The sequence below is a fragment of the Ralstonia sp. A12 genome (assembly GCF_000801955.1).
Taxonomy (GTDB): domain Bacteria; phylum Pseudomonadota; class Gammaproteobacteria; order Burkholderiales; family Burkholderiaceae; genus Ralstonia.
Window position 1 is genome coordinate 11,813 of record NZ_JSZO01000028.1, and the last position, 18,505, is coordinate 30,317.

Below are 18,505 nucleotides of genomic sequence, written 5' to 3' on the forward strand. Positions count from 1 at the left end.
AGGCGTCGATGCGGGCGATGCGTGCGCTGTGCCTCGTGGTGTCGCTGGCGGCGTCAGCGTTGCTGGCCGGCTGTGACACCGTTGGCTACTACTACCAGTCGGTCACCGGGCACCTGTCGCTGATGGCGCAGCGGCAGTCGCTCGATGACGCCATCGCCGGCGCGCGCGACGCGCACAACGACAAGCTCGCCACGCGCCTGGAGGATGCCCGCAGCATCCGCATCTACGCCTCGCGCGAGCTGGGCCTGCCCGACAACGGCAGCTACCGCGTCTACGCCAATCTCAAGCGCCCCTTTGCGGTGTGGAACGTATTCGCCGCGCCCGAGTTGTCTGTCAAGCTCAAGGAGTGGTGCTTCCTCGTTGTCGGCTGCGTGACCTACCGCGGCTACTACGACCGCAACGCCGCCGAGGCCTACGCCGACACCCTGCGCGCCCAAGGGCTGGACGTCGACGTGGCCGGGATTCCTGCGTATTCCACACTGGGTTATTTCGACGACCCGCTGCTCAACACCTTCGTCGGCCTGCCCGAGGGCGAACTGGCGCGCCTGATCTTTCATGAGCTGGCGCACCAGGTGGTCTACGCCAAGGGCGACACGGCCTTCAACGAATCCTTCGCCACTACGGTCGAGACGATTGGCGTCGAACGCTGGCTGGCCGACGCCGCCACCCCGGAAATCCGCAAGGAATACGCCACATACGACGCCCGCCGCGTACAATTCCGCGCCCTGTTGCTGGACTATCGCAACCGGCTTGAGACGCTGTACGCCAGCCCTGTGTCGGACGATGAAAAGCGCGCCGGCAAACGTGCCATCTTTGCGAGCCTGCAGGCGGACTACGCCAAGCTCAAAGCAAGCTGGGGCGGTTATACCGGCTACGACCGTTGGTTTGCGCAGCCGCTGTCGAATGCGCATCTGGGCGCGGTGGCGAGTTACCTGGAGTGGGTGCCGGCGTTCACGGCGTTGTATCACCGTGACGGTGGGGACTGGGTGCGCTTCTACGCCGATGTCAAAACCATGGCGGGAGAGCCCAAGCCAAAGCGTGAAGCCGCGCTGCGAGCATTGGCTCCGCCAGCGCTGCTCGGCGCGGATGGTGCGGCCACGCAAAAGTGATGCCAGCGATGATTTTTGCGCCAGTTTCAAGCATGTCTGATCGTCTGAGGGAACCGTCTAAGTTATTGTTTTGACACAAACATCCGCGTACGATGCGGAAAAAAACGAACGACCATTCGAAAAAAATCGACAATCGCCAGGAGACACGCCCATGGATAAACCGTGGCTGAAGCAGTACCCCGCCGGGGTGCCCGCCGACATCGATGCGTCGCAGTATCGGTCGCTGGCCCATCTGCTTGAAGATTCGTTTCAGAAGAACCGCAATCGCCGCGCTTTCGAGTGCATGGGCAAGGTCCTGACCTACGGCGAGATCGATACGCTGTCGCGTCAACTGGCGGCCTGGCTGCAATCGCGTGGTCTGGCGCCCGGCGCCCGCGTCGCGCTGATGATGCCCAACGTGTTGCAGTACCCGGTGGCGCTGGCCGCTGTGCTGCGCGCTGGCTACGTGGTCGTCAACGTCAACCCGCTCTACACCCCGCGCGAACTGGAACACCAGCTCAAGGACAGTGGCGCCGAAGCCATCATCGTTCTCGAGAACTTCGCGACGACGCTGCAGCAGGTGCTGCCTAATACGCCGGTCAAGCACATCGTGGTGGCCAGCATGGGCGACATGCTTGGCGGCCTCAAGGGCATGCTGGTCAACTTCGTCGTGCGCAGCGTCAAGAAGATGGTGCCGGCGTGGGAGCTGCCCAACTGCATCCGCTTCAATACCGCGCTGGAAGAGGGCGCCAAGCTGACGCTCAAGCCAACCTCTGTCGGTCCGGACGACGTGGCTTTCCTGCAATACACAGGCGGCACCACCGGCGTGTCGAAGGGTGCGACGCTGCTGCACCGGAACATCGTCGCCAACGTGCTGCAGTCGGAAGCGTGGATGAACCCGGCGCTTACCAAGCCCGGCCGCGACGGCCGTATGCTGGCTGCCGATGAAGAGATTGTCACCATCACCGCGCTGCCGCTGTATCACATCTTCGCGCTGACGGTGTGCTGCCTGCTGTCGATGCGCAAGGGCGGGCTGGCGGTGCTGATTCCGAACCCGCGCGACATTCCGGGCTTCATCAAGGTGCTCAAGCAGTACCGCTTCCACATGTTCCCGGCCGTGAACACGCTGTACAACGCGCTGCTGAACAACCCTGAGTTCAAGGACGTCGACTGCTCCAACCTGCGCGTGGCCAATGGCGGCGGCATGGCGGTGCAGGAAGCCGTGGCCAAGAAGTGGTTGGAAGTGACGGGCTGCCCGATCATCGAAGGCTATGGCCTGTCGGAAACCTCGCCGTCGGCCATCTGCAACCCGACCAATACCGATACCTTCTCGGGCACCGTCGGCCTGCCGATTCCAGGCACTGAAATCGCCATCCGCGACGACGAAGGCCGCGATTTGCCGATCGGTCAGGCGGGCGAAATCTGCATCCGTGGCCCGCAGGTCATGGCCGGCTACTGGAAGCGCCCCGACGAGACCGCGAAGGTCATGTACGCCGATGGCTTCTTCAAGACCGGCGACGTGGGCGTGATGGACGAACGCGGCTACACCAAGATCGTCGATCGCAAGAAGGACATGATCCTGGTGTCGGGCTTCAACGTGTACCCGAACGAGATCGAGGGCGTGGTGGCAATGTGCCCGGGCGTGCTGGAAGTGGCGGCCGTGGGCGTGCCCGACGTGCACTCGGGCGAGGTGGTCAAGCTGTTCGTGGTGCGCCGTGACCCGACGCTCACGGAAGCGAAGCTGCAGGAGTTCTGCAAGGACCAGCTCACCGGCTACAAGCGCCCGAAGTTTATCGAGTTCCGCAACGAGCTGCCGAAGACCAACGTCGGCAAGATCCTGCGCCGCGAACTGCGCGACGAGGCGATGAAGAAGCGTGCCTGAGTCTGCGTAACTGCAAAGAAAAAGCCGCGAGGAATCGCGGCTTTTTTGATGGTGTTGTGCCGGAGACTAGAGGCTGAGACACGCTATGCCTTGAACGCGAAATTACTGACCGGCGCGGCCATTGGAAGCTTCCTTGTTAACTCACTTCCCGATTTCATCGGAAATCATCTCCAACTCCTCGGCTCGGTCATAAATTGCATTCAGCAAGAAGTTCAGGCTGGTAACCCTGGTTGTGGAAAACTCTCCTGGAACTTTCTCCGAAAGGAAGTTGTAGTTGTTATCTCTCCATATTAGCCAACTGCGCTGAACCTTTTCCAGATGGTCTAGCTGTTCTTTTGATAATTTTCCCGTTAGTTGATTGTAGGCGCTGTTCAAGCGCTGCTTTTGTTTGCCAACCTCATCTGTCACGCAGCGTGATTGCGAATCGATAGTGATGGCTAGTTTCGTGCAGTCCTGAAAATTCTTTGAGAAGGTGCGGTTATCAGCGTATGTGTTGGTGACAAGTGCAGTAAGAATTGCGCCAAGATATCTTTTTCTCATGTGATTAGCTTGGTGAGGTTGGAGTCTGGGGCTAAATACTTCCAGATGATATAAGTTCAAGAATTTCTCTTAATTTATTTGTCGGGCCCATGAATGCGCTATTTGCAGATGAGCTGTAGTATGACAAGGTTCCGTTCGATACCTGCCCGTTCTTGATGGGCATTCCAGCGGGGACGGCGATCGATGCCCACTCCTTGGAGGCGGCATACTGGGCATCGTTGATCGTTCCCTCTCCCTTCTTTACGAACTTGGATAAAATGCCACCTCCTGCTTTGTCTAGCAGATAGTCTCGAAAAACTCTTTCTTGCATGGCGGCATCATATTTTTCGTCTCCTGTTAATCCCATCGATTCTTTTGCTGATCTCAACGTGTTGATAATGGTTTGATACTTTCCTGTTGCAAAGAATCTGTTAGGGTTCGTGCCCGACAAGGAATCGGTTGCGATAATCTGATTGATGGTCTTATTGGTTACAGTGCCCGGCGGCGGGCTCATGAAAGAGTGGCCGACTGCACCGTTGGGAACGTTTTTTGTGCCGCTGTTATATGACTCGTAATTTCCCTCGCCGCTGGAGATGATGTCTCCAATTTTCTGAATCAGATCCGATATAGGTCTACGAGGGAGCAAGAAACTCCCCACCAGCGCCAGCGGATGAATATGAAACACGTCAGGGCTGGCCGGAAACGGCTGACTCACGTTGTTGGCAACCGCATCCCACCACGTCATCCGCTTGATCCGTGCGAGTTCGGCATCGTGGTACGGCTCCCGATCGATGCGTTTGAGCACCGTCTCAAAGAAGTCCTCGTACTGCGCCTGGTTGGCCCACTCGCTGCGGTGCTTCGGGATCAGGCGTGAAGCACGAAAGCGTGTCCACCGATTCTCGCCATGGGCGCGCAGATCGTTGGCCGCATTGGACTCATTGCGCACGGGCGAGAGCCCGCGATACAGCTCGCACGTGAGCGGGTTGAGCTTGCACGCGTGATGGATGTCCGGCTTATCCGCGCGTAGCGCATGATCGAGCCAAGCTTCGGTGCTGTCGAAGAGGGTGGGAAGACCGTCACCGGAATCAGTCTCGAACACATCAAAGTCCGGCCACGCATGCTGCGACTCCCGGGTGACCCGGCCAGCAGGCGTCTGGCGGTTGCGTACCCAGCCCGTGATGTCGTCGTACCGGCTATTGGCGCTGGTGATCTTCCACCAAGGCTCGCCCTGGCCACCCCAGTTGAGATTGTCGGCTGGGCGCTTGTGATCTTCCGGAAACGCATCCAGCGCAGCTTGGCTATAGATCTGCACCACCGCCGTCTGGGGCGCGTCTTTTCCTTCCCCATGAATGGACGGATCGCCATACAGCTTGACGCCCCGGTCGATGCGCAGCAGCGGCAGCTTGCCGAAGTCTGTGATGTTCAAAGCCGCCTCACGACTCCTCGCCAGGAACGCAGGCAAAGTGCCATCGCAGAAGACCTCAATGTGCACCTGCTGATGAGGCTGGGTCGGATTCTCCGGTTGCCAGTATTCGCCTAAATGCCCGACCAGGTCCCCCGCCTTGATGGGGATCGGTGCTGGCGTGACGATCTGATCGCACAGGTCTTCCGAAATCACTTCAGTCAACGGCCAATGACCTTGCTCCTTGGCTAGATACACCCAACCCGTTTCCGCACCGGGTCCGGGCAAGGTGGCCACCTTGGGTGGCAAGACCGTACCGGATTCGATCGTCTCGATCCGGCCCCACTTGCCATTTGGGCTGCGCGCGCCGATCCGCACACGTGCCCCGCGCTGCAGGATGCCGAGCACCGTGCCGGCAAGGTTGGGCTGAGAACGGATGTTTTGCCCGACCTGCTCAGGCGGAGCCGCACCTTGATGTGGGTCTGGCAGGGGTCGATTGTTGGCGTACTGGCTCACCTCATGCGCCTTGGGCCAATAAGCCGGAACGGACACACCTTGCTTTCGATAGTCCTCCAGGCTTCGCAAGTGCATGTACAGGCTGAAGAACGTCAACCGGTTATCAGCGGGATATTCGAGTGTGTGTCGCACCAGCGTGAAGGCAGCGCTGTAGTGCACCGTCTGGGCGGTCTCGCCCTCCGCAGCAGCGATCTCGCTGGTCAGGTAGTCGCGGTGGATCCAGTAAGCGATGACGTGCCCATCCGCAATGCAGCGCACGCCATGCGCCAAGTCTAGATGCTTGCCCGCGCCATCCGCACTCACATGAATGCCGCCGTGCCACATGCCGGACTGCGTGAACGCGAAGTTGCCGGTAGTCTCATCCGCAAGCCAGCCATGCAAGACGTGCTCATCGACGATGAGCTTCTTGTCGGCGCTGCGAAAGGGAAAGGCGAAGTTGGTGGGCTTGGGGGCGGGACTGACTGGAGGGCTGGGCGGCGGTGGCATTTGTTCGTCTCGCAGACGCAATGAGCCAAACAGCCTGCGAGAGAACACGCCCAATTGATATCGGGCGATTCTGAATGTTGTGGCGTGCGTCAGCTGACCTTCCCCGCCCGCCGTCGGGGAAAGTGTCAGGATGTTCTTATCGTTATCGCCGCTTCACCATCGCCAGCACATCCCAATCCTTCGGATCAAGCTGGCATCCCTCCAAGGTCAGCAGCACATATGCGCCGAGCGCGTCCATGAACCCCGCGCGATAGTCCAGCGGTAGCAAGCCGACGTTGTGGTCGACATGCTCGCGAAGCAGGGCCGGATGGAACTCGCGGTTCCGATAGACCGATTGCTGCGTTTGCTGAAGAAATCGTCGCAAGGCCAGGGCACCGGCCTCGTACAGTTTGGGTGGGGAAGGGTAAGACGCGGGGCGGTGCCCGCTCAATGCAGTCGACATGAAGCCTCCGTAGTGTGGAAGCCCGCCATTCGCTGCTAAACGAGGGTGGCGGGCCTGACGGCAGGGTTAGCAGACCGGTACTACGGAACCGGCAGGCCTTGCGGCCTCCCTGCCCGGCCCGCCAAGGTACAGGCGTGCGCGAGCACCAGACATGAAAATACCGCGCGATGGCGGTGTCTGGCCGTAGTGAATGGGCTGCTAAACCCGACTGCCGCAAAGGCGGCAGCACGCAAATTATACGAGCGGAGTCGACACTCGCATTCTGATTTTCCCGCCGCTCACATCACCGTAGCATGGCAACGATCAACCGACGTACAGCAGGATGCTGATGAACTGGCACACACTGCCTGCCAGCACGAAGAGGTGCCAGATGCCGTGGAAGTGCCGTACGCGCTCATCAAAGAGAAAGAAGCCGACGCCCACGGTATAGAGCGCACCGCCTGCCACCAGCCACCACAGGCCGGGCGCGGGCAATGCAGCTGCCAGCGGTCCCATGGCAATCAGCACCAGCCACCCCATCACCACGTAGATCAGCAGCGAGAACAGGCGCGTGCGGCGGCCGATCCAGAGTTCCTGGGCGATGCCGATGGCCGCCAGCGCCCAGTTGATCCCGAACAGCGTCCAGCCCCAGGGGCCGCGCAGCGTCACCAGCGCAAACGGCGTATAGCTGCCGGCGATCAGCAGGTAGATGGCGCAATAGTCCAGCCGCTGGAAAATGCCCTTGGCCGGACCACGCAGGCTGTGATACAGCGTCGAGATCGTGTAGAGCAGGACCAGCGTGGTGCCATAGACCACGGAGCTGACCACCTTCCAGGCATCGTGGTGCAGCGCTGACGATGTCACCAGCACCGCCATGCCGGCAGCGGCAAGGATGGCCCCGGCCAGGTGGCTGAAGCCATTGAAACGTTCTCCGTGATACATGCGTGGATCTCCGGGAAAGCTCGGTTGGCGCGCATTCGGGCGAATGCAAAGGCCATATTCTTGCACGCGCTAGCTTGTTCCGATTCGCGCCCCTTGATGTCACGGCCAACCCAGCCCACAACGACGCGCTCACCTACAATTTCTCAATGCCCAGCACAGACCTCAAGATCACGCCCCATCTGTCCATCCCGGATACGGAGTTGGTCGAGCGCTTTGTGCGCGCGAGTGGAGCAGGTGGGCAGAACATTAACAAGGTATCTACGGCGGTGGAGCTGCGTTTTGACATCGCCCGATCGCCCTCGTTGCCTGATGCTTTGCGGGCCCGCCTGTTGGCAAAGCGCGACCGCCGTTTGACCGACGAGGGTGTGTTCGTGATTGATGCGCAGCGATTTCGTACCCAAGACCGCAACCGCCAGGATGCCCGCGAACGTTTGGCCGCGTTCATCGCGGCCGGGTTGTCCGTGCCCAAGTCGCGCATTGCCACCAAGCCCACCCGCGCTTCCAAGATCCGCCGTCTGGATGGCAAGCGAGCCCGTAGCGACGTCAAGCGTGGGCGCTCCGGCCCCAACTCCTGGGATTAAGCGCGCCACAAGACGAATACTCGTGTGCGACGCGTTCCCATCCGCTTTGGAGTGGTGCGCGGACCCGGTTGATGCGTTCCAGTGTGCGTGGTCCTACATCAACGTCGCATCACGCGTCTCGCGCATGCACAGCACGCCAATCAGGCTGACGGCTGCGGCCACGGATACGTACATGCCCACCCAGCTCAGACCGCCTTGGCTAGCCAGCACCTGCGCAATGTACGGCGCAATCGACGCACCGAGAATGCCGCCCAGGTTGTACGACACGCCTGCACCCGTGTAGCGCACGTGGGTCGGGAACAGCTCCGGCAGCAGCGCTCCCATCGGCGCGAAGGTCACGCCCATCAGGAACAGCTCGATGATGAGGAATAGCGCCACCAGCGGGGTCGATCCGCTCCCCAGCAGCGGCGCCATCGTGAAGCCCGACAGGATGGCCGCGATGATGCCGACGATCAGCACCGGCTTGCGCCCGAAGCGGTCCGACGCCAGGGCCGACAGCGGCGTCGCCAGCCCCATGAACACCACCGCCAGGCACAGCAGCCCCAGAAACTCGGGGCGCGAGAAGTGCAGCGTGCTCACGCCATACGACAGCGAAAACACCGTCGAGATGTAAAACAACGTGTAGCAGACCACCATGGCCAGCGCGCCCAGCAGCGTCGGCCACCAGTGGTGCGCCAGCAGTTCGGCGACCGGCACCTTCACGCGCTCTTGTCGGTCGATAGCGGCCTGGAATGCGGGCGTCTCGGCAATCTTCAGGCGCACGTACAAGCCCAGCGCCACCAGCACTGCGCTCACCAGGAACGGCACGCGCCAGCCCCAACTGCGGAACTGCTCGTCCGACAGCGCGATCGCCAATCCGAAGAACAACCCGTTCGAGGCCAGGAAGCCCACCGACGGCCCAAGCTGCGGGAACATGCCGAACCATGCACGCTTGCCTGCGGGTGCGTTCTCGGTGGCCAACAGCGCCGCGCCGCCCCATTCACCGCCCAGGCCGATACCCTGGCCAAAGCGCAGCACGCACAGCAGGATCGGCGCGAGGGTGCCGATGCTGTCGTACCCCGGCACCAGCCCGATCAGCGTGGTTGAGATGCCCATCACCAGCAGCGAGGCGACCAGCGTGGATTTACGACCGATCCGATCGCCAAAGTGGCCGAACAGGAACGAGCCGATCGGCCGCGCAATGAAGGCGATGCCGAACGTGACGAAGGCCGACAGCGCCTGTGCCGTGGCCGAGCCGTGCGGGAAGAACACCGGCCCGATCACCAGTGCCGCGGCGGTGGCGTAGACGTAGAAATCGTAGAACTCGATGGCCGTGCCGATGAAGCTCGCAAAGACGATGCGTGAGCGACTCGTTTCCGTGGCCGCGTCGGCGGCGGGTGCCGCCAAGGTGGAGGGCGTCGAAGAGGACATGCAGGTCTCCCGTGGAAATCGCGTTGTTGTCGTTATATGGGTCGCCGGTTATGCGCCGGGCGATCGCAAGAGCATAGCGCGCGGCCAAGCAAAAAGGCACCCGAAGGTGCCTTCCTGCGCCCGCCAAGGAGAGGGGCGGCGGGCAACAACAGCGGTGCGCGTCAGAACTTGTGGCGCATACCGATCGCCACGCCCAGCTGGCTGTTGGCGTCCGGCGTGATGAAGTACGTCTGCGATGCGGCCGGCAGGTAACCGACGGACATCCCCGTCGACGTATAGCCGATCGAATCCCAGTTCAGCGAGCCGTTGCGCGAATACGCTGCGGTCAGGTACACGTCGGTGCGCTTCGAGAAGTTGTAATCGGCGATGAAGTTCCACTGCTGCGGGTTGCGCGGGTTGATCGTGACACCGCCGATGGTCGCTTCCTTGATCTTGTCGTAGTAGTACGACAGCGTCAGGCCCAGCGCCGGGGTGGCTTGGTAGTTCACGCCCAGCCAGTAGAGATCGTCGCGGTGCGGAATCAGAGCCGGCGTGCCGGTGCTCGGCGCCTGCGTGTTGCCGTAGCGGTAACCGCCCATCACCTTGATCGGACCGGTCGTGTAGCTGGCGGCCACGGCAGCGCGCTTGTCGCGGCCGTAGTCGTTGCCCGGGCCACCGGCGAGTTCCTGCACCGACGGCACCTTCACTTCGTCATACGCCACGCCCACGCCGAACGGGCCGGCAAAGTAGTTCGCGCCCACGCCGTAGGCCGAGTTGGCCGTGTTGCTGCCCGCGCGCTCGCCGAAGGACCAGTGGCCCTCGACCGTCAGCGGACCGAACGCGCCGGTGTACTTGATCACGTTGTCTTCGCGGAAGTTCGCGCCCAGCAGGCCGACCACCGGCTCCCACTGCGTGGCGTAACCGCTCGGCGAGAAGTTGGCCATCATGTCGAAGATCGTCGTGTACTGGCGACCCAGCGTGACCTTGCCCCAATTGCCTTGCAGACCGACGAACGCTTGCCGGCCGAACAGGCGACCGCCTTGCTGCAGCGTGCCGGTATCCATGCCGAAGCCCGACTCCAGCACGAACAGGCTCTTGAGCCCGCCACCGATGTCTTCGATACCGCGCAAGCCCCAACGGTTGGAAGACAGGCCGCCTGCCTGCATCGCAAGGCGCGAACCGCTGCTACCCGGAATGGCGACGCCTGCCGCCGTTACGTTCTGCTCGTGGTTGACGTATTCGACGTTCGCGTCGACCACGCCGTACAGCGTCACACTCGACTGAGCCTGCGCAACACCCGCAAACGTGCCCAGCACTGCCAATGCCAGCAGCGATTTCTTCATCGGTCGGTCTCCAGATCTTTATTTATTGAACTTGGTGGCAGGCAGACCCTCCGTTCCCGTCTTCCCGCCCCACGACTTTCAAGTGAAGTCGCTGATTAATGTAGCAATGCGTTTCAACGCTCGGTCGAAATTTGCGAACGAATGTTCGCAAACGCGCGTTTGCTGTCTGATCTGGGCAACAAGCTGTTTCGAATTCGGAAATAGAAATGCGATGTGCAGTTGCGATTCATCACAGTTTTAGATGCGATCCCGGTGCCAACAGGGTTATCCCGTACAGTTGTGTTTGGTGATCCCGAGTCTGATCCGACGCAAGGTGGCGCCGGGCCGGGGTCGTACAATGGCGCATGCGCCGCACGCGATTGGCGGCGGCGCCTGATCTCAGGATCGACCTGCATGCTCGACAATTTCCTTCCCGAATTCGACCGCGCCCTGCGCGCCGTGGCCGGCATCACCCGTGCCAGCCGACCGAACCCTGCCGATGCCGTCATCGCATCCGATGCGTCCGCCGCTGGCGCCGATGACGCGGCCAAGCTTTCCGAGGCCGAGCGTCGTCACGCCGCAGGCCTGATGCGCGTCAACCACGTGGGCGAGGTGTGCGCCCAGGCGCTGTACCAGGGGCAGGCGCTGTTTGCGCGTGACCCGGCCATCCGGGCCCAGCTCGATGAGGCCGCGCGCGAAGAGGAAGACCACCTCGCCTGGTGTGCGCAGCGCCTGCAGGAGCTGAATGACCGCCCGAGTCTGCTCAACCCGCTGTGGTATGCGGGCGCCTTCGCCATCGGTGCCCTGGCCGGCCGTCTGGGCGACAAGATCAGCCTCGGCTTCGTCGCCGAAACCGAGCGCCAGGTCGAGCACCACCTCGACGGCCACCTCGACAAGCTGCCCGAACAGGACACCCGCTCGCGCGCCATCGTCGCCCAGATGCGTGACGACGAAATCCGCCACGGCGACAATGCCCGCCAAGCCGGCGGCATCGACCTGCCCGAACCCATCCGCCAGTTCATGCGTGCCGCTTCGCGCGTCATGACCACCGCCGCGTACCGGATCTGAGCCGCATACCGCCACCGGGCGGCAACCCACTCTCCACCGTTCGCCCGACTTGTGCTGCCGCGGCCTTTTGCCTGCCGCTGCGGGCTTTGTCGCGCGCTGTTCTCTCACGTGGTTTCTACATAAATCACGCTATCTCCTTCATTTGATTGGGAAAAGTGACATGGGTGCTCCAGCGGGGCTCGCTAAGTCATTGTTCTGATTGCAAATTTTCCCTCTCGCAGCCCCTGACAAGCCTTGACCGCCTAAAGTGGTTCCTCTAAAGTGGGAAACAGTGTCAGAAAGTGTAGTTTTGTGGTTTGAAGAGGCCGTTTTGCGGGCCAGTTGACGGCGGTACCACCGCCGTACGGAGAGAGAATCCAACGTGTTCCAGGGTGCGTCGGCGCTGACGCTGGATGCCAAAGGGCGGATGTCCATTCCGTCGCGGCACCGCGAAGCGCTTCAGCTGCAGGCCGAGGGCCGGGTGACTGTAACCAAGCACCCGGACGGTTGCCTCATGCTGTTTCCGCGCCCCGAGTGGGAACGCTTTCGCGAGCGCATTGCCGCGTTGCCGATGGAAGCCCACTGGTGGAAGCGGATATTCCTGGGCAGTGCCGCCGACGTGGAACTCGATACCGCCGGCCGCGTCCTCATCACCCCTGAACTGCGCATGGCTGCAGGCCTGGAACGCGACGTGATGCTGCTTGGCATGGGCAGCCACTTCGAAGTCTGGGACGCCGCCACGTACACCGCGAAGGAGCAAGCCGCCATGGCGCAAGGCATGCCCGACGCCCTCAAGAATTTCTCCTTTTGATGACGCACGATGACAACCCAAGCCAGTACGGGACTGCGCCATCAAACGGTGCTCTTAGACGAAGCGGTCGACGCGCTCATCTGGCGCGACGACGGCATCTATATCGATGGAACCTTCGGGAGAGGTGGGCACAGCCGGCTCATCCTGGAACGGCTGGGGCCCGGCGGCAGACTCGTCGCCTTCGACAAGGACCCGGCAGCAATCACCGAAGCGGGCACCGTAGAGGATGCCCGCTTCGCTATTGAGCATGACAGCTTCGCGCAGATGGCTCCGTGCCTGGATGCGCGCGGCGTTGAACGGGTGGCCGGCGTGCTGCTCGATCTGGGCATCAGCTCGCCGCAGATCGACGAAGGCGCACGCGGTTTCTCGTTCCGGATGGATGGCCCGCTCGACATGCGGATGGACACCACGCGCGGCATCACCGCAGCCCAATGGCTGGCCGAGGCTGATGAGCGCGACATTGCGAGGGTGATACGGGACTATGGGGAAGAACGGTTTGCTGTACAGATTGCAAAGGCGATTGTTGCTCGCCGGGGCCAATCCGGGGATCGAGGTCCTCTCGATCGCACATCCGAGCTTGCCGCGCTCGTGGCGCAAGCCGTCAAAACACGCGAGAAGGGTCAAGACCCTGCGACCCGCACCTTTCAAGCTTTACGGATTCACGTCAATCAAGAGCTTGCGGACCTCGAAACCGGTCTGAAGGCCGCCTTTGATCGCCTGGAACAGGGGGGACGTCTCGTCGTGATCAGCTTCCATTCGCTGGAAGACCGCATCGTCAAGCGCTTCATGCAGGCCCTGGCGCGCCCGGAGCAATCCGCCGCGCCGGAAATGCGTCGGATGCCGCTGCGTGCGCATGAGCTGCCGGCGCCGCAATTGCGCCTGCTGGGCCGTGTGAAGCCGTCGGAAGCCGAGGTGTCGGCCAATCCGCGCGCTCGCTCGGCCATCATGCGCGTGGCCGAGCGCTGCTGAGCCCACGGAGACGCCTGCCATGAACCGCCTGAACATGTTCCTGCTGACTGCGCTGGTGCTGTGTGCACTGTCGCTGGTCAACGCACAGCATCAGGCGCGGCAACTGTTTGTTGCGCTCGATCGCGCGCAGGCGGAAGAAAAGCAATTCAACACCGACTGGTCGCGTCTGCAATATGAGCAGAGCGCGCTGGGCAAGAGCGCGCGCATTGCCGATATCGCGCAGACGAAATTGAAGATGTCGCCCGCGCAGGCGGGTCGTACGCAGTATCTGCAGGGGTTTGCCGATGTGCCGGCGGCCGGGGCCAATGCCTCCGCCACGGCCAGCGCGCCCACGGCTTCAGGAGTACAGCCATGAGCGGCGCACGTAAGACCAACGGCACCACGGCGCGCGCGCGCCTGGGCCAGTTCTCCGCCAGCCCGGTGCTGGGTCTGCGCCTGCCGATGTGGCGCTCGAAGCTGGTCGTGTTCCTGATGTTCGCGGCGTTTCTGGCGCTGATCGGCCGCGCGCTATGGATTCAGGGCCCGGGCAATCGCTTCTATGAGGCCGAAGGCAAGAAGCGCTTCCAACGCACGCTGGAGCTGCCGGCCACGCGCGGCAAGATTCTCGATCGTAACGGTCTGGTGCTGGCCACCAGCCTGCCGGTGAAGGCCATCTGGGCCGTGCCGGAAGACGTGCCCAACGACGTGCCTGGCGCCGACATGCAGAAGCTCGCCAAGCTGCTCGGCATGAACAACAAGGAGTTGGCCACCAAGCTGGGCGAAGACAAAGGCTTCGTCTATCTGAAGCGCCAGGTGTTGCCCGAGGTTGCCGACCAGATTGCCGCGCTGAAGATCGACGGTGTCTATCAGACGCGCGAGTACAAGCGCTTCTACCCGGAAGGGGAGGCGATGGCGCACATCGTCGGTTTTACCAACGTCGAGGACAAGGGCCAGGAGGGCATGGAGTTGGCCCACGAGTCCGACCTCGCAGGCGCCGCCGGCCAACGTCAGGTGATTAAGGATCGGCTGGGCCGCGTGGTGGAAGACGTGGGCGTGCTCAAGGCGCCGCGTGATGGTCATGACCAGACGCTGTCGATCGACGCCAAGATCCAGTACCTGACCTTCAACGAATTGAAGGCCGCCATTGAGCGCACCCACGCCAAGGCCGCCAGTGCCATCGTGCTGGATGCCCAGACCGGTGAGGTGCTGGCGCTGGCGAATTATCCGACCTACAACCCGAACGATCGCAGCCGCCTGTCGGGCGAACAGTTGCGCAACCGCGTGTTGACCGACACCTTCGAGCCCGGCTCGATGATGAAGCCGATCACCATCAGCCTGGCGCTGCAGCTCAAGCGTGTGACGCCCACCACGCTGGTGCAGACCAACGGCAAGTTCAGCTTCGAAGGCGCCACCATTTCCGATACCAGCAACTACGGCACGCTGACGGTCGCGCAGGTCATCCAGCACTCGAGCAACATCGGCACGACCAAGATCGCGATGACGCTCAAGCCGCAGGAAATGTGGGACATGTTCACCAGCGTCGGCCTGGGTCAGGCGCCGAAGATTGGCTTCCCGGGGGCGGTGGCTGGGCGGCTGCGGCCGGCCAACAAATGGCGCCGCATCGAGCAGGCGACCATGTCGTACGGTTACGGCCTGTCGGTGTCGTTGTTCCAAATTGCGCATGCCTACACGATCTTCGCGCACGATGGCGAGCTGATCCCGGTCACGATGTACCGCACCAATGGCCAGCCGCCGCAGGGCGAGCGCGTGATCTCGCCGGAGGTGGCACGACAGATTCGTCAGATGCTGGAGACGGTGACAGCGCCCGGCGGCACCGCACCCCAGGCCCAGGTGATGGGCTACCGCGTGGGCGGCAAGACCGGTACGGCGTGGAAGCATACCGGGCGCGGCTACGACCGCTCCAAGTATCGCGCCTCGTTTATTGGCCTGGCACCGATGTCGAACCCGCGCATCATCGTGGCGGTGAGCGTGGACGAGCCCACAGTGGGCAACCGCTACGGCGGTGGGGCGGCCGGCCCGGTGTTCTCGCAGATTGTGGGCGGCACCCTGCGAGCCTTGAACGTGCCGCCGGATTCGCCCGTGCGCCAGCTCGTGATGACCGCGGACGTGCCGGAAGAACCCGTGGGAGGCCTGCAATGACGGCCCGATCCACCACCATGAATTCCGATCGCCCGTCCGTCGCCGTGCGTCTGGCGCCGGTGCTGGACTGGCTGCGCGCGCAGGTGCCGGCTGGTGCCGACATCACCAGCGACACGCGCAAGCTCAAGACGGGCGATGTGTTCGTTGCCTATGTGCTGGGCAACGTGCGCCAGCGCGGCGATGGGCGTCCGCATATTCCACAGGCGATTGAGGCCGGCGTCTCTGCGGTGCTGGCCGAAGCGCATGGTTACGTGGTGCCAGCCGATGCGCCGGTGGGTGTTCTGGCGGTGGACGGTTTGGCCGAACTGGCCGGGCCGCTGGCCGCGCAGTGGTACAGCGTGCCGGGGCCGGATGCGCTGCGCGTGATCGGCGTGACGGGCACCAACGGCAAGACATCCTGCTCGCAGTGGATTGCGCAGGCGCTCACCAAACAGGGCGAGCGCTGCGCAGTGGTGGGTACGCTTGGCACCGGGTTTGTCGATGCGCTGGTGGCCACCGGCTTCACCACGCCGGACGCCATCCAGCTACAACACAGCCTGGCCGATTTGCACCGCGCAGGCGCCCGTGCCATTGCCATGGAGGTCTCGTCGCACGGCCTGGAGCAGGGCCGCGTGGACGGCACACGCTTCGACGTCGCAGTGTTCACCAACCTCACGCAGGATCACCTCGACTACCACGGCACCATGGCCGAGTACGAACTTGCCAAGGCACGCCTGTTCAATTGGCCGGGCCTGCGCGCCGCCGTCATCAATCGAGACGACGCGGCCGGCATGCGCTTGCTGCAGAGCGCACGCGCTGGCATTGAGACTCTCGAATACGGTATCGACGGCGACGCTGCCGCACAGCACGGCGCCAAGCAATGGCTGCGCGCCACCAACGTGCGCGCGCATCGCACCGGTACCACCTTTGACGTCGATGGCTCGTTCGGCCGCGCGACGGTGCATGCGCCGACTGTCGGCCTGTTCAACGTATCCAATCTGCTGGGCGTGCTGGGCGCGCTGCTGGCGGCAGGTGTGCCGTGGCAGGACGCCATTGGCCGCCTGGAAAAACTGCAGCCGGTGAGCGGCCGCATGGAGCGCTTCGGCGGCGAAGATGGCCCGCTGGTAGTGATCGACTACGCCCATACGCCCGACGCACTGGAGCAGACACTGCGCGCGCTCGCGCCGATTACTGAGGCGCGCGGCGGCAAGCTGTGGGCCGTATTCGGCTGCGGCGGCGATCGCGACCCCGGCAAGCGCCCGCAGATGGGTGGCATCGCCGAGCGGCTGGCGCAGCACGTGGTGCTGACCTCCGACAACCCGCGCAGCGAAGATCCGCAACACATCCTCGACGAGATTGCCGACGGTATGGATGATCCGCATGCTGCCGCGCAGATCGAAGACCGCGCTGCCGCCATCCTGCACGCGGTGCGCCACGCCGACGCGCATGACGTGATCGTCGTGGCTGGCAAGGGACATGAATCGACGCAGGAGATTGCGGGCCGCAAGCGCCCGTTCTCCGATCAGGAACACGTGCGCCTGGCGCTCGCAGCCCGTGGGGTGAACGCATGAGCGCCGCCCACACCGTGATGATGCAAGCCACTGATGCTGCCGCCTGGATGGCCGGTGCGCACCTCGTTGGCCCGGACGCCGCCATCTGCCGCGTGACGACCGACAGCCGCGCGGTCGAGCCCGGCGACTTGTTCGTCGCGCTGATCGGCGAGCGTTTCGACGCACACGATTTCCTGGCGGATGTGATCGCTCGTGGTGCCGCTGCTGTGCTGGTGTCGCGTGCGCTGCCGGGCACGCTCGACGTGAGCAACGTCGCCGTGCTGGCGGTGGCCGACACGCGCATCGCGCTGGGGCAACTGGCCGCCGGCTGGCGCCGCCAGTTCCCGATTCCGGTGGTGGCCGTCACGGGCAGCAATGGCAAGACGACGGTCAAGGAGATGATCTCCGCGATCTTCGCGCAAGCCGTGGGCGAGGACGCCCGCCTGGCGACCGCCGGCAACTTCAATAACGACATCGGCCTGCCGCTCACGCTGTTCCGCCTGAATAAGCAGCACAAGCTGGCGGTGCTCGAGCTCGGCATGAACCATCCGGGTGAGACGGCGGTGCTTGCCGCCATCGCCCAGCCGACCGTGGCGATGATCAACAACGCGCAGCGTGAGCACCAGGAATTCATGGTCAGCGTGGAAGCGGTGGCGGAAGAGCATGCCGCCGTGTTGGCCGCGTTGCCGGCTGATGGCGTGGCGGTGTTCCCACGCGACGCGGCCAACGGTGGCGAGTACGCACCCGTGTGGCAAGCCGCAGCGGGATCGCGCCGCGTGCTCGATTTCGGTATCGAGGCGGGCACGGTGACCGGTGTGGTGACGGATGCCGCTGATGGTCAGCACATCGACGTGCAAGCGCCGGGCCAACACTTTGCCTTCACGCTGCCGCTGCTTGGCGTGCACAACGCGCGTAATGCGCTGGCCGCTACGGCATGTGCACTGGCTGCGGGCGTGGCACCGGACGTGATCGCACAGGCGCTGGGCAATTTCGCGCCGGTCAAGGGCCGGTTGCAGCGCAAGCCGGGCGCACATGGTGGCGTCGTCATCGACGACACCTACAACGCGAATCCGGATTCGATGCGCGCCGCCATCGATGCGCTCGTCACGCTGCCCGCGCCGCGCTGGCTGGTGCTGGGCGACATGGGTGAGGTTGGCTCGCAAGGCCCGGCATTCCACGAAGAGATCGGCGCGTATGCACGTGAGCATGGCATCGACGCGGTGCTGGCAACCGGCGAACTCGCGCGTCACACGGTGGATGCCTTCGGTACGGGTGCGCGGCATTTCGCAACCGCCGAAGAACTGATTGAGCAAGGCGTGCCGGGCATTGCGCCGGGCGCGACGGTATTGGTGAAGGGCTCGCGCTTCATGCGGATGGAACGCATTGTCGAAGCGCTGGTCTTGAAAGACCCGGCTGCAGCATCGCAGGCCGGCTCTTCCACGCAACAGAAGCATTAAGGGAA

General features: G+C 63.1%; 16 protein-coding genes. 10 read left to right on the plus strand and 6 right to left on the minus strand.

What is annotated here, in order from left to right; genetic code table 11:
• Positions 1-8: 8 nt before the first annotated feature.
• Both PI87_RS22080 and PI87_RS22085 read left to right on the plus strand, forming a co-directional pair.
• Positions 9-1,109, plus strand: a complete 1,101-nt coding sequence (locus tag PI87_RS22080) for an aminopeptidase (RefSeq protein WP_039599874.1) — start codon at positions 9-11, stop codon at positions 1,107-1,109.
• A 151-nt stretch (positions 1,110-1,260) separates the two neighbouring features.
• Positions 1,261-2,970 (plus strand): long-chain fatty acid--CoA ligase, encoded by a 1,710-nt coding sequence (locus PI87_RS22085; protein WP_039599875.1) that lies wholly within the window; start codon positions 1,261-1,263, stop codon positions 2,968-2,970.
• Positions 2,971-3,111: 141 nt separating this feature from the next.
• Here the strand turns inward: PI87_RS22085 and PI87_RS22090 are convergent, their stop codons facing one another.
• The 4 genes from PI87_RS22090 to trhA all read right to left on the minus strand — a co-directional run bounded on the left by PI87_RS22090 (position 3,112) and on the right by trhA (position 7,256).
• A complete protein-coding gene (locus PI87_RS22090) occupies positions 3,112-3,570 on the minus strand; it encodes a lysozyme inhibitor LprI family protein (protein WP_157003206.1) in 459 nt (152 codons plus the stop codon).
• A complete protein-coding gene (locus tag PI87_RS22095; protein ID WP_052321692.1) occupies positions 3,542-5,893 on the minus strand; it encodes an SH3 domain-containing protein in 2,352 nt (783 codons plus the stop codon). Before PI87_RS22095 ends, PI87_RS22090 begins: the two co-directional genes overlap by 29 nt.
• A gap of 142 nt (positions 5,894-6,035) precedes the next feature.
• Positions 6,036-6,335 (minus strand): hypothetical protein, encoded by a 300-nt coding sequence (locus PI87_RS22100; RefSeq protein WP_052321693.1) that lies wholly within the window; start codon positions 6,333-6,335, stop codon positions 6,036-6,038.
• 303 nt (positions 6,336-6,638) lie between these two features.
• Positions 6,639-7,256 carry a PAQR family membrane homeostasis protein TrhA gene (gene trhA / locus PI87_RS22105; RefSeq protein WP_039599876.1) on the minus strand — a complete coding sequence of 206 codons (618 nt, stop codon included), beginning with the start codon at positions 7,254-7,256 and terminating at the stop codon, positions 6,639-6,641.
• 146 nt (positions 7,257-7,402) lie between these two features.
• On the opposite strand from trhA, the gene arfB reads away from it, so the two are divergent.
• Positions 7,403-7,837 (plus strand): alternative ribosome rescue aminoacyl-tRNA hydrolase ArfB, encoded by a 435-nt coding sequence (gene arfB, locus PI87_RS22110; protein ID WP_039600138.1) that lies wholly within the window; start codon positions 7,403-7,405, stop codon positions 7,835-7,837.
• A 93-nt stretch (positions 7,838-7,930) separates the two neighbouring features.
• Here arfB and PI87_RS22115 read toward each other — a convergent pair whose 3' ends face one another.
• Both PI87_RS22115 and PI87_RS22120 read right to left on the minus strand, forming a co-directional pair.
• On the minus strand, positions 7,931-9,247 hold the full coding sequence (locus PI87_RS22115) for an MFS transporter (protein ID WP_039599877.1): 1,317 nt from the start codon (positions 9,245-9,247) through the stop codon (positions 7,931-7,933).
• A gap of 161 nt (positions 9,248-9,408) precedes the next feature.
• Positions 9,409-10,569 (minus strand): porin, encoded by a 1,161-nt coding sequence (locus PI87_RS22120; RefSeq protein WP_039599878.1) that lies wholly within the window; start codon positions 10,567-10,569, stop codon positions 9,409-9,411.
• 393 nt (positions 10,570-10,962) lie between these two features.
• On the opposite strand from PI87_RS22120, the gene coq7 reads away from it, so the two are divergent.
• From coq7 to PI87_RS22155, 7 genes are all read left to right on the plus strand, one after another.
• Positions 10,963-11,616, plus strand: a complete 654-nt coding sequence (coq7, locus tag PI87_RS22125; protein WP_039599879.1) for a 2-polyprenyl-3-methyl-6-methoxy-1,4-benzoquinone monooxygenase — start codon at positions 10,963-10,965, stop codon at positions 11,614-11,616.
• Positions 11,617-11,977: 361 nt separating this feature from the next.
• Entirely contained in the window at positions 11,978-12,406 is a 429-nt protein-coding gene (gene mraZ / locus PI87_RS22130) for a division/cell wall cluster transcriptional repressor MraZ (RefSeq protein ID WP_039599880.1), read from the plus strand.
• Between the two features lie 9 nt (positions 12,407-12,415).
• A complete protein-coding gene (gene rsmH / locus PI87_RS22135) occupies positions 12,416-13,375 on the plus strand; it encodes a 16S rRNA (cytosine(1402)-N(4))-methyltransferase RsmH (protein ID WP_039599881.1) in 960 nt (319 codons plus the stop codon).
• A gap of 19 nt (positions 13,376-13,394) precedes the next feature.
• On the plus strand, positions 13,395-13,730 hold the full coding sequence (ftsL, locus tag PI87_RS22140) for a cell division protein FtsL (RefSeq protein WP_039599882.1): 336 nt from the start codon (positions 13,395-13,397) through the stop codon (positions 13,728-13,730).
• A complete protein-coding gene (locus PI87_RS22145) occupies positions 13,727-15,514 on the plus strand; it encodes a peptidoglycan D,D-transpeptidase FtsI family protein (RefSeq protein WP_039599883.1) in 1,788 nt (595 codons plus the stop codon). Before ftsL ends, PI87_RS22145 begins: the two co-directional genes overlap by 4 nt.
• Positions 15,511-17,064, plus strand: a complete 1,554-nt coding sequence (locus PI87_RS22150) for a UDP-N-acetylmuramoyl-L-alanyl-D-glutamate--2,6-diaminopimelate ligase (RefSeq protein WP_039599884.1) — start codon at positions 15,511-15,513, stop codon at positions 17,062-17,064. The genes PI87_RS22145 and PI87_RS22150 overlap by 4 nt, the downstream gene beginning before the upstream one ends.
• Positions 17,061-18,500: a UDP-N-acetylmuramoyl-tripeptide--D-alanyl-D-alanine ligase gene (locus PI87_RS22155; RefSeq protein ID WP_039599885.1), complete on the plus strand. Its 1,440-nt coding sequence runs from the start codon at positions 17,061-17,063 to the stop codon at positions 18,498-18,500. The genes PI87_RS22150 and PI87_RS22155 overlap by 4 nt, the downstream gene beginning before the upstream one ends.
• Positions 18,501-18,505: the final 5 nt, after the last annotated feature.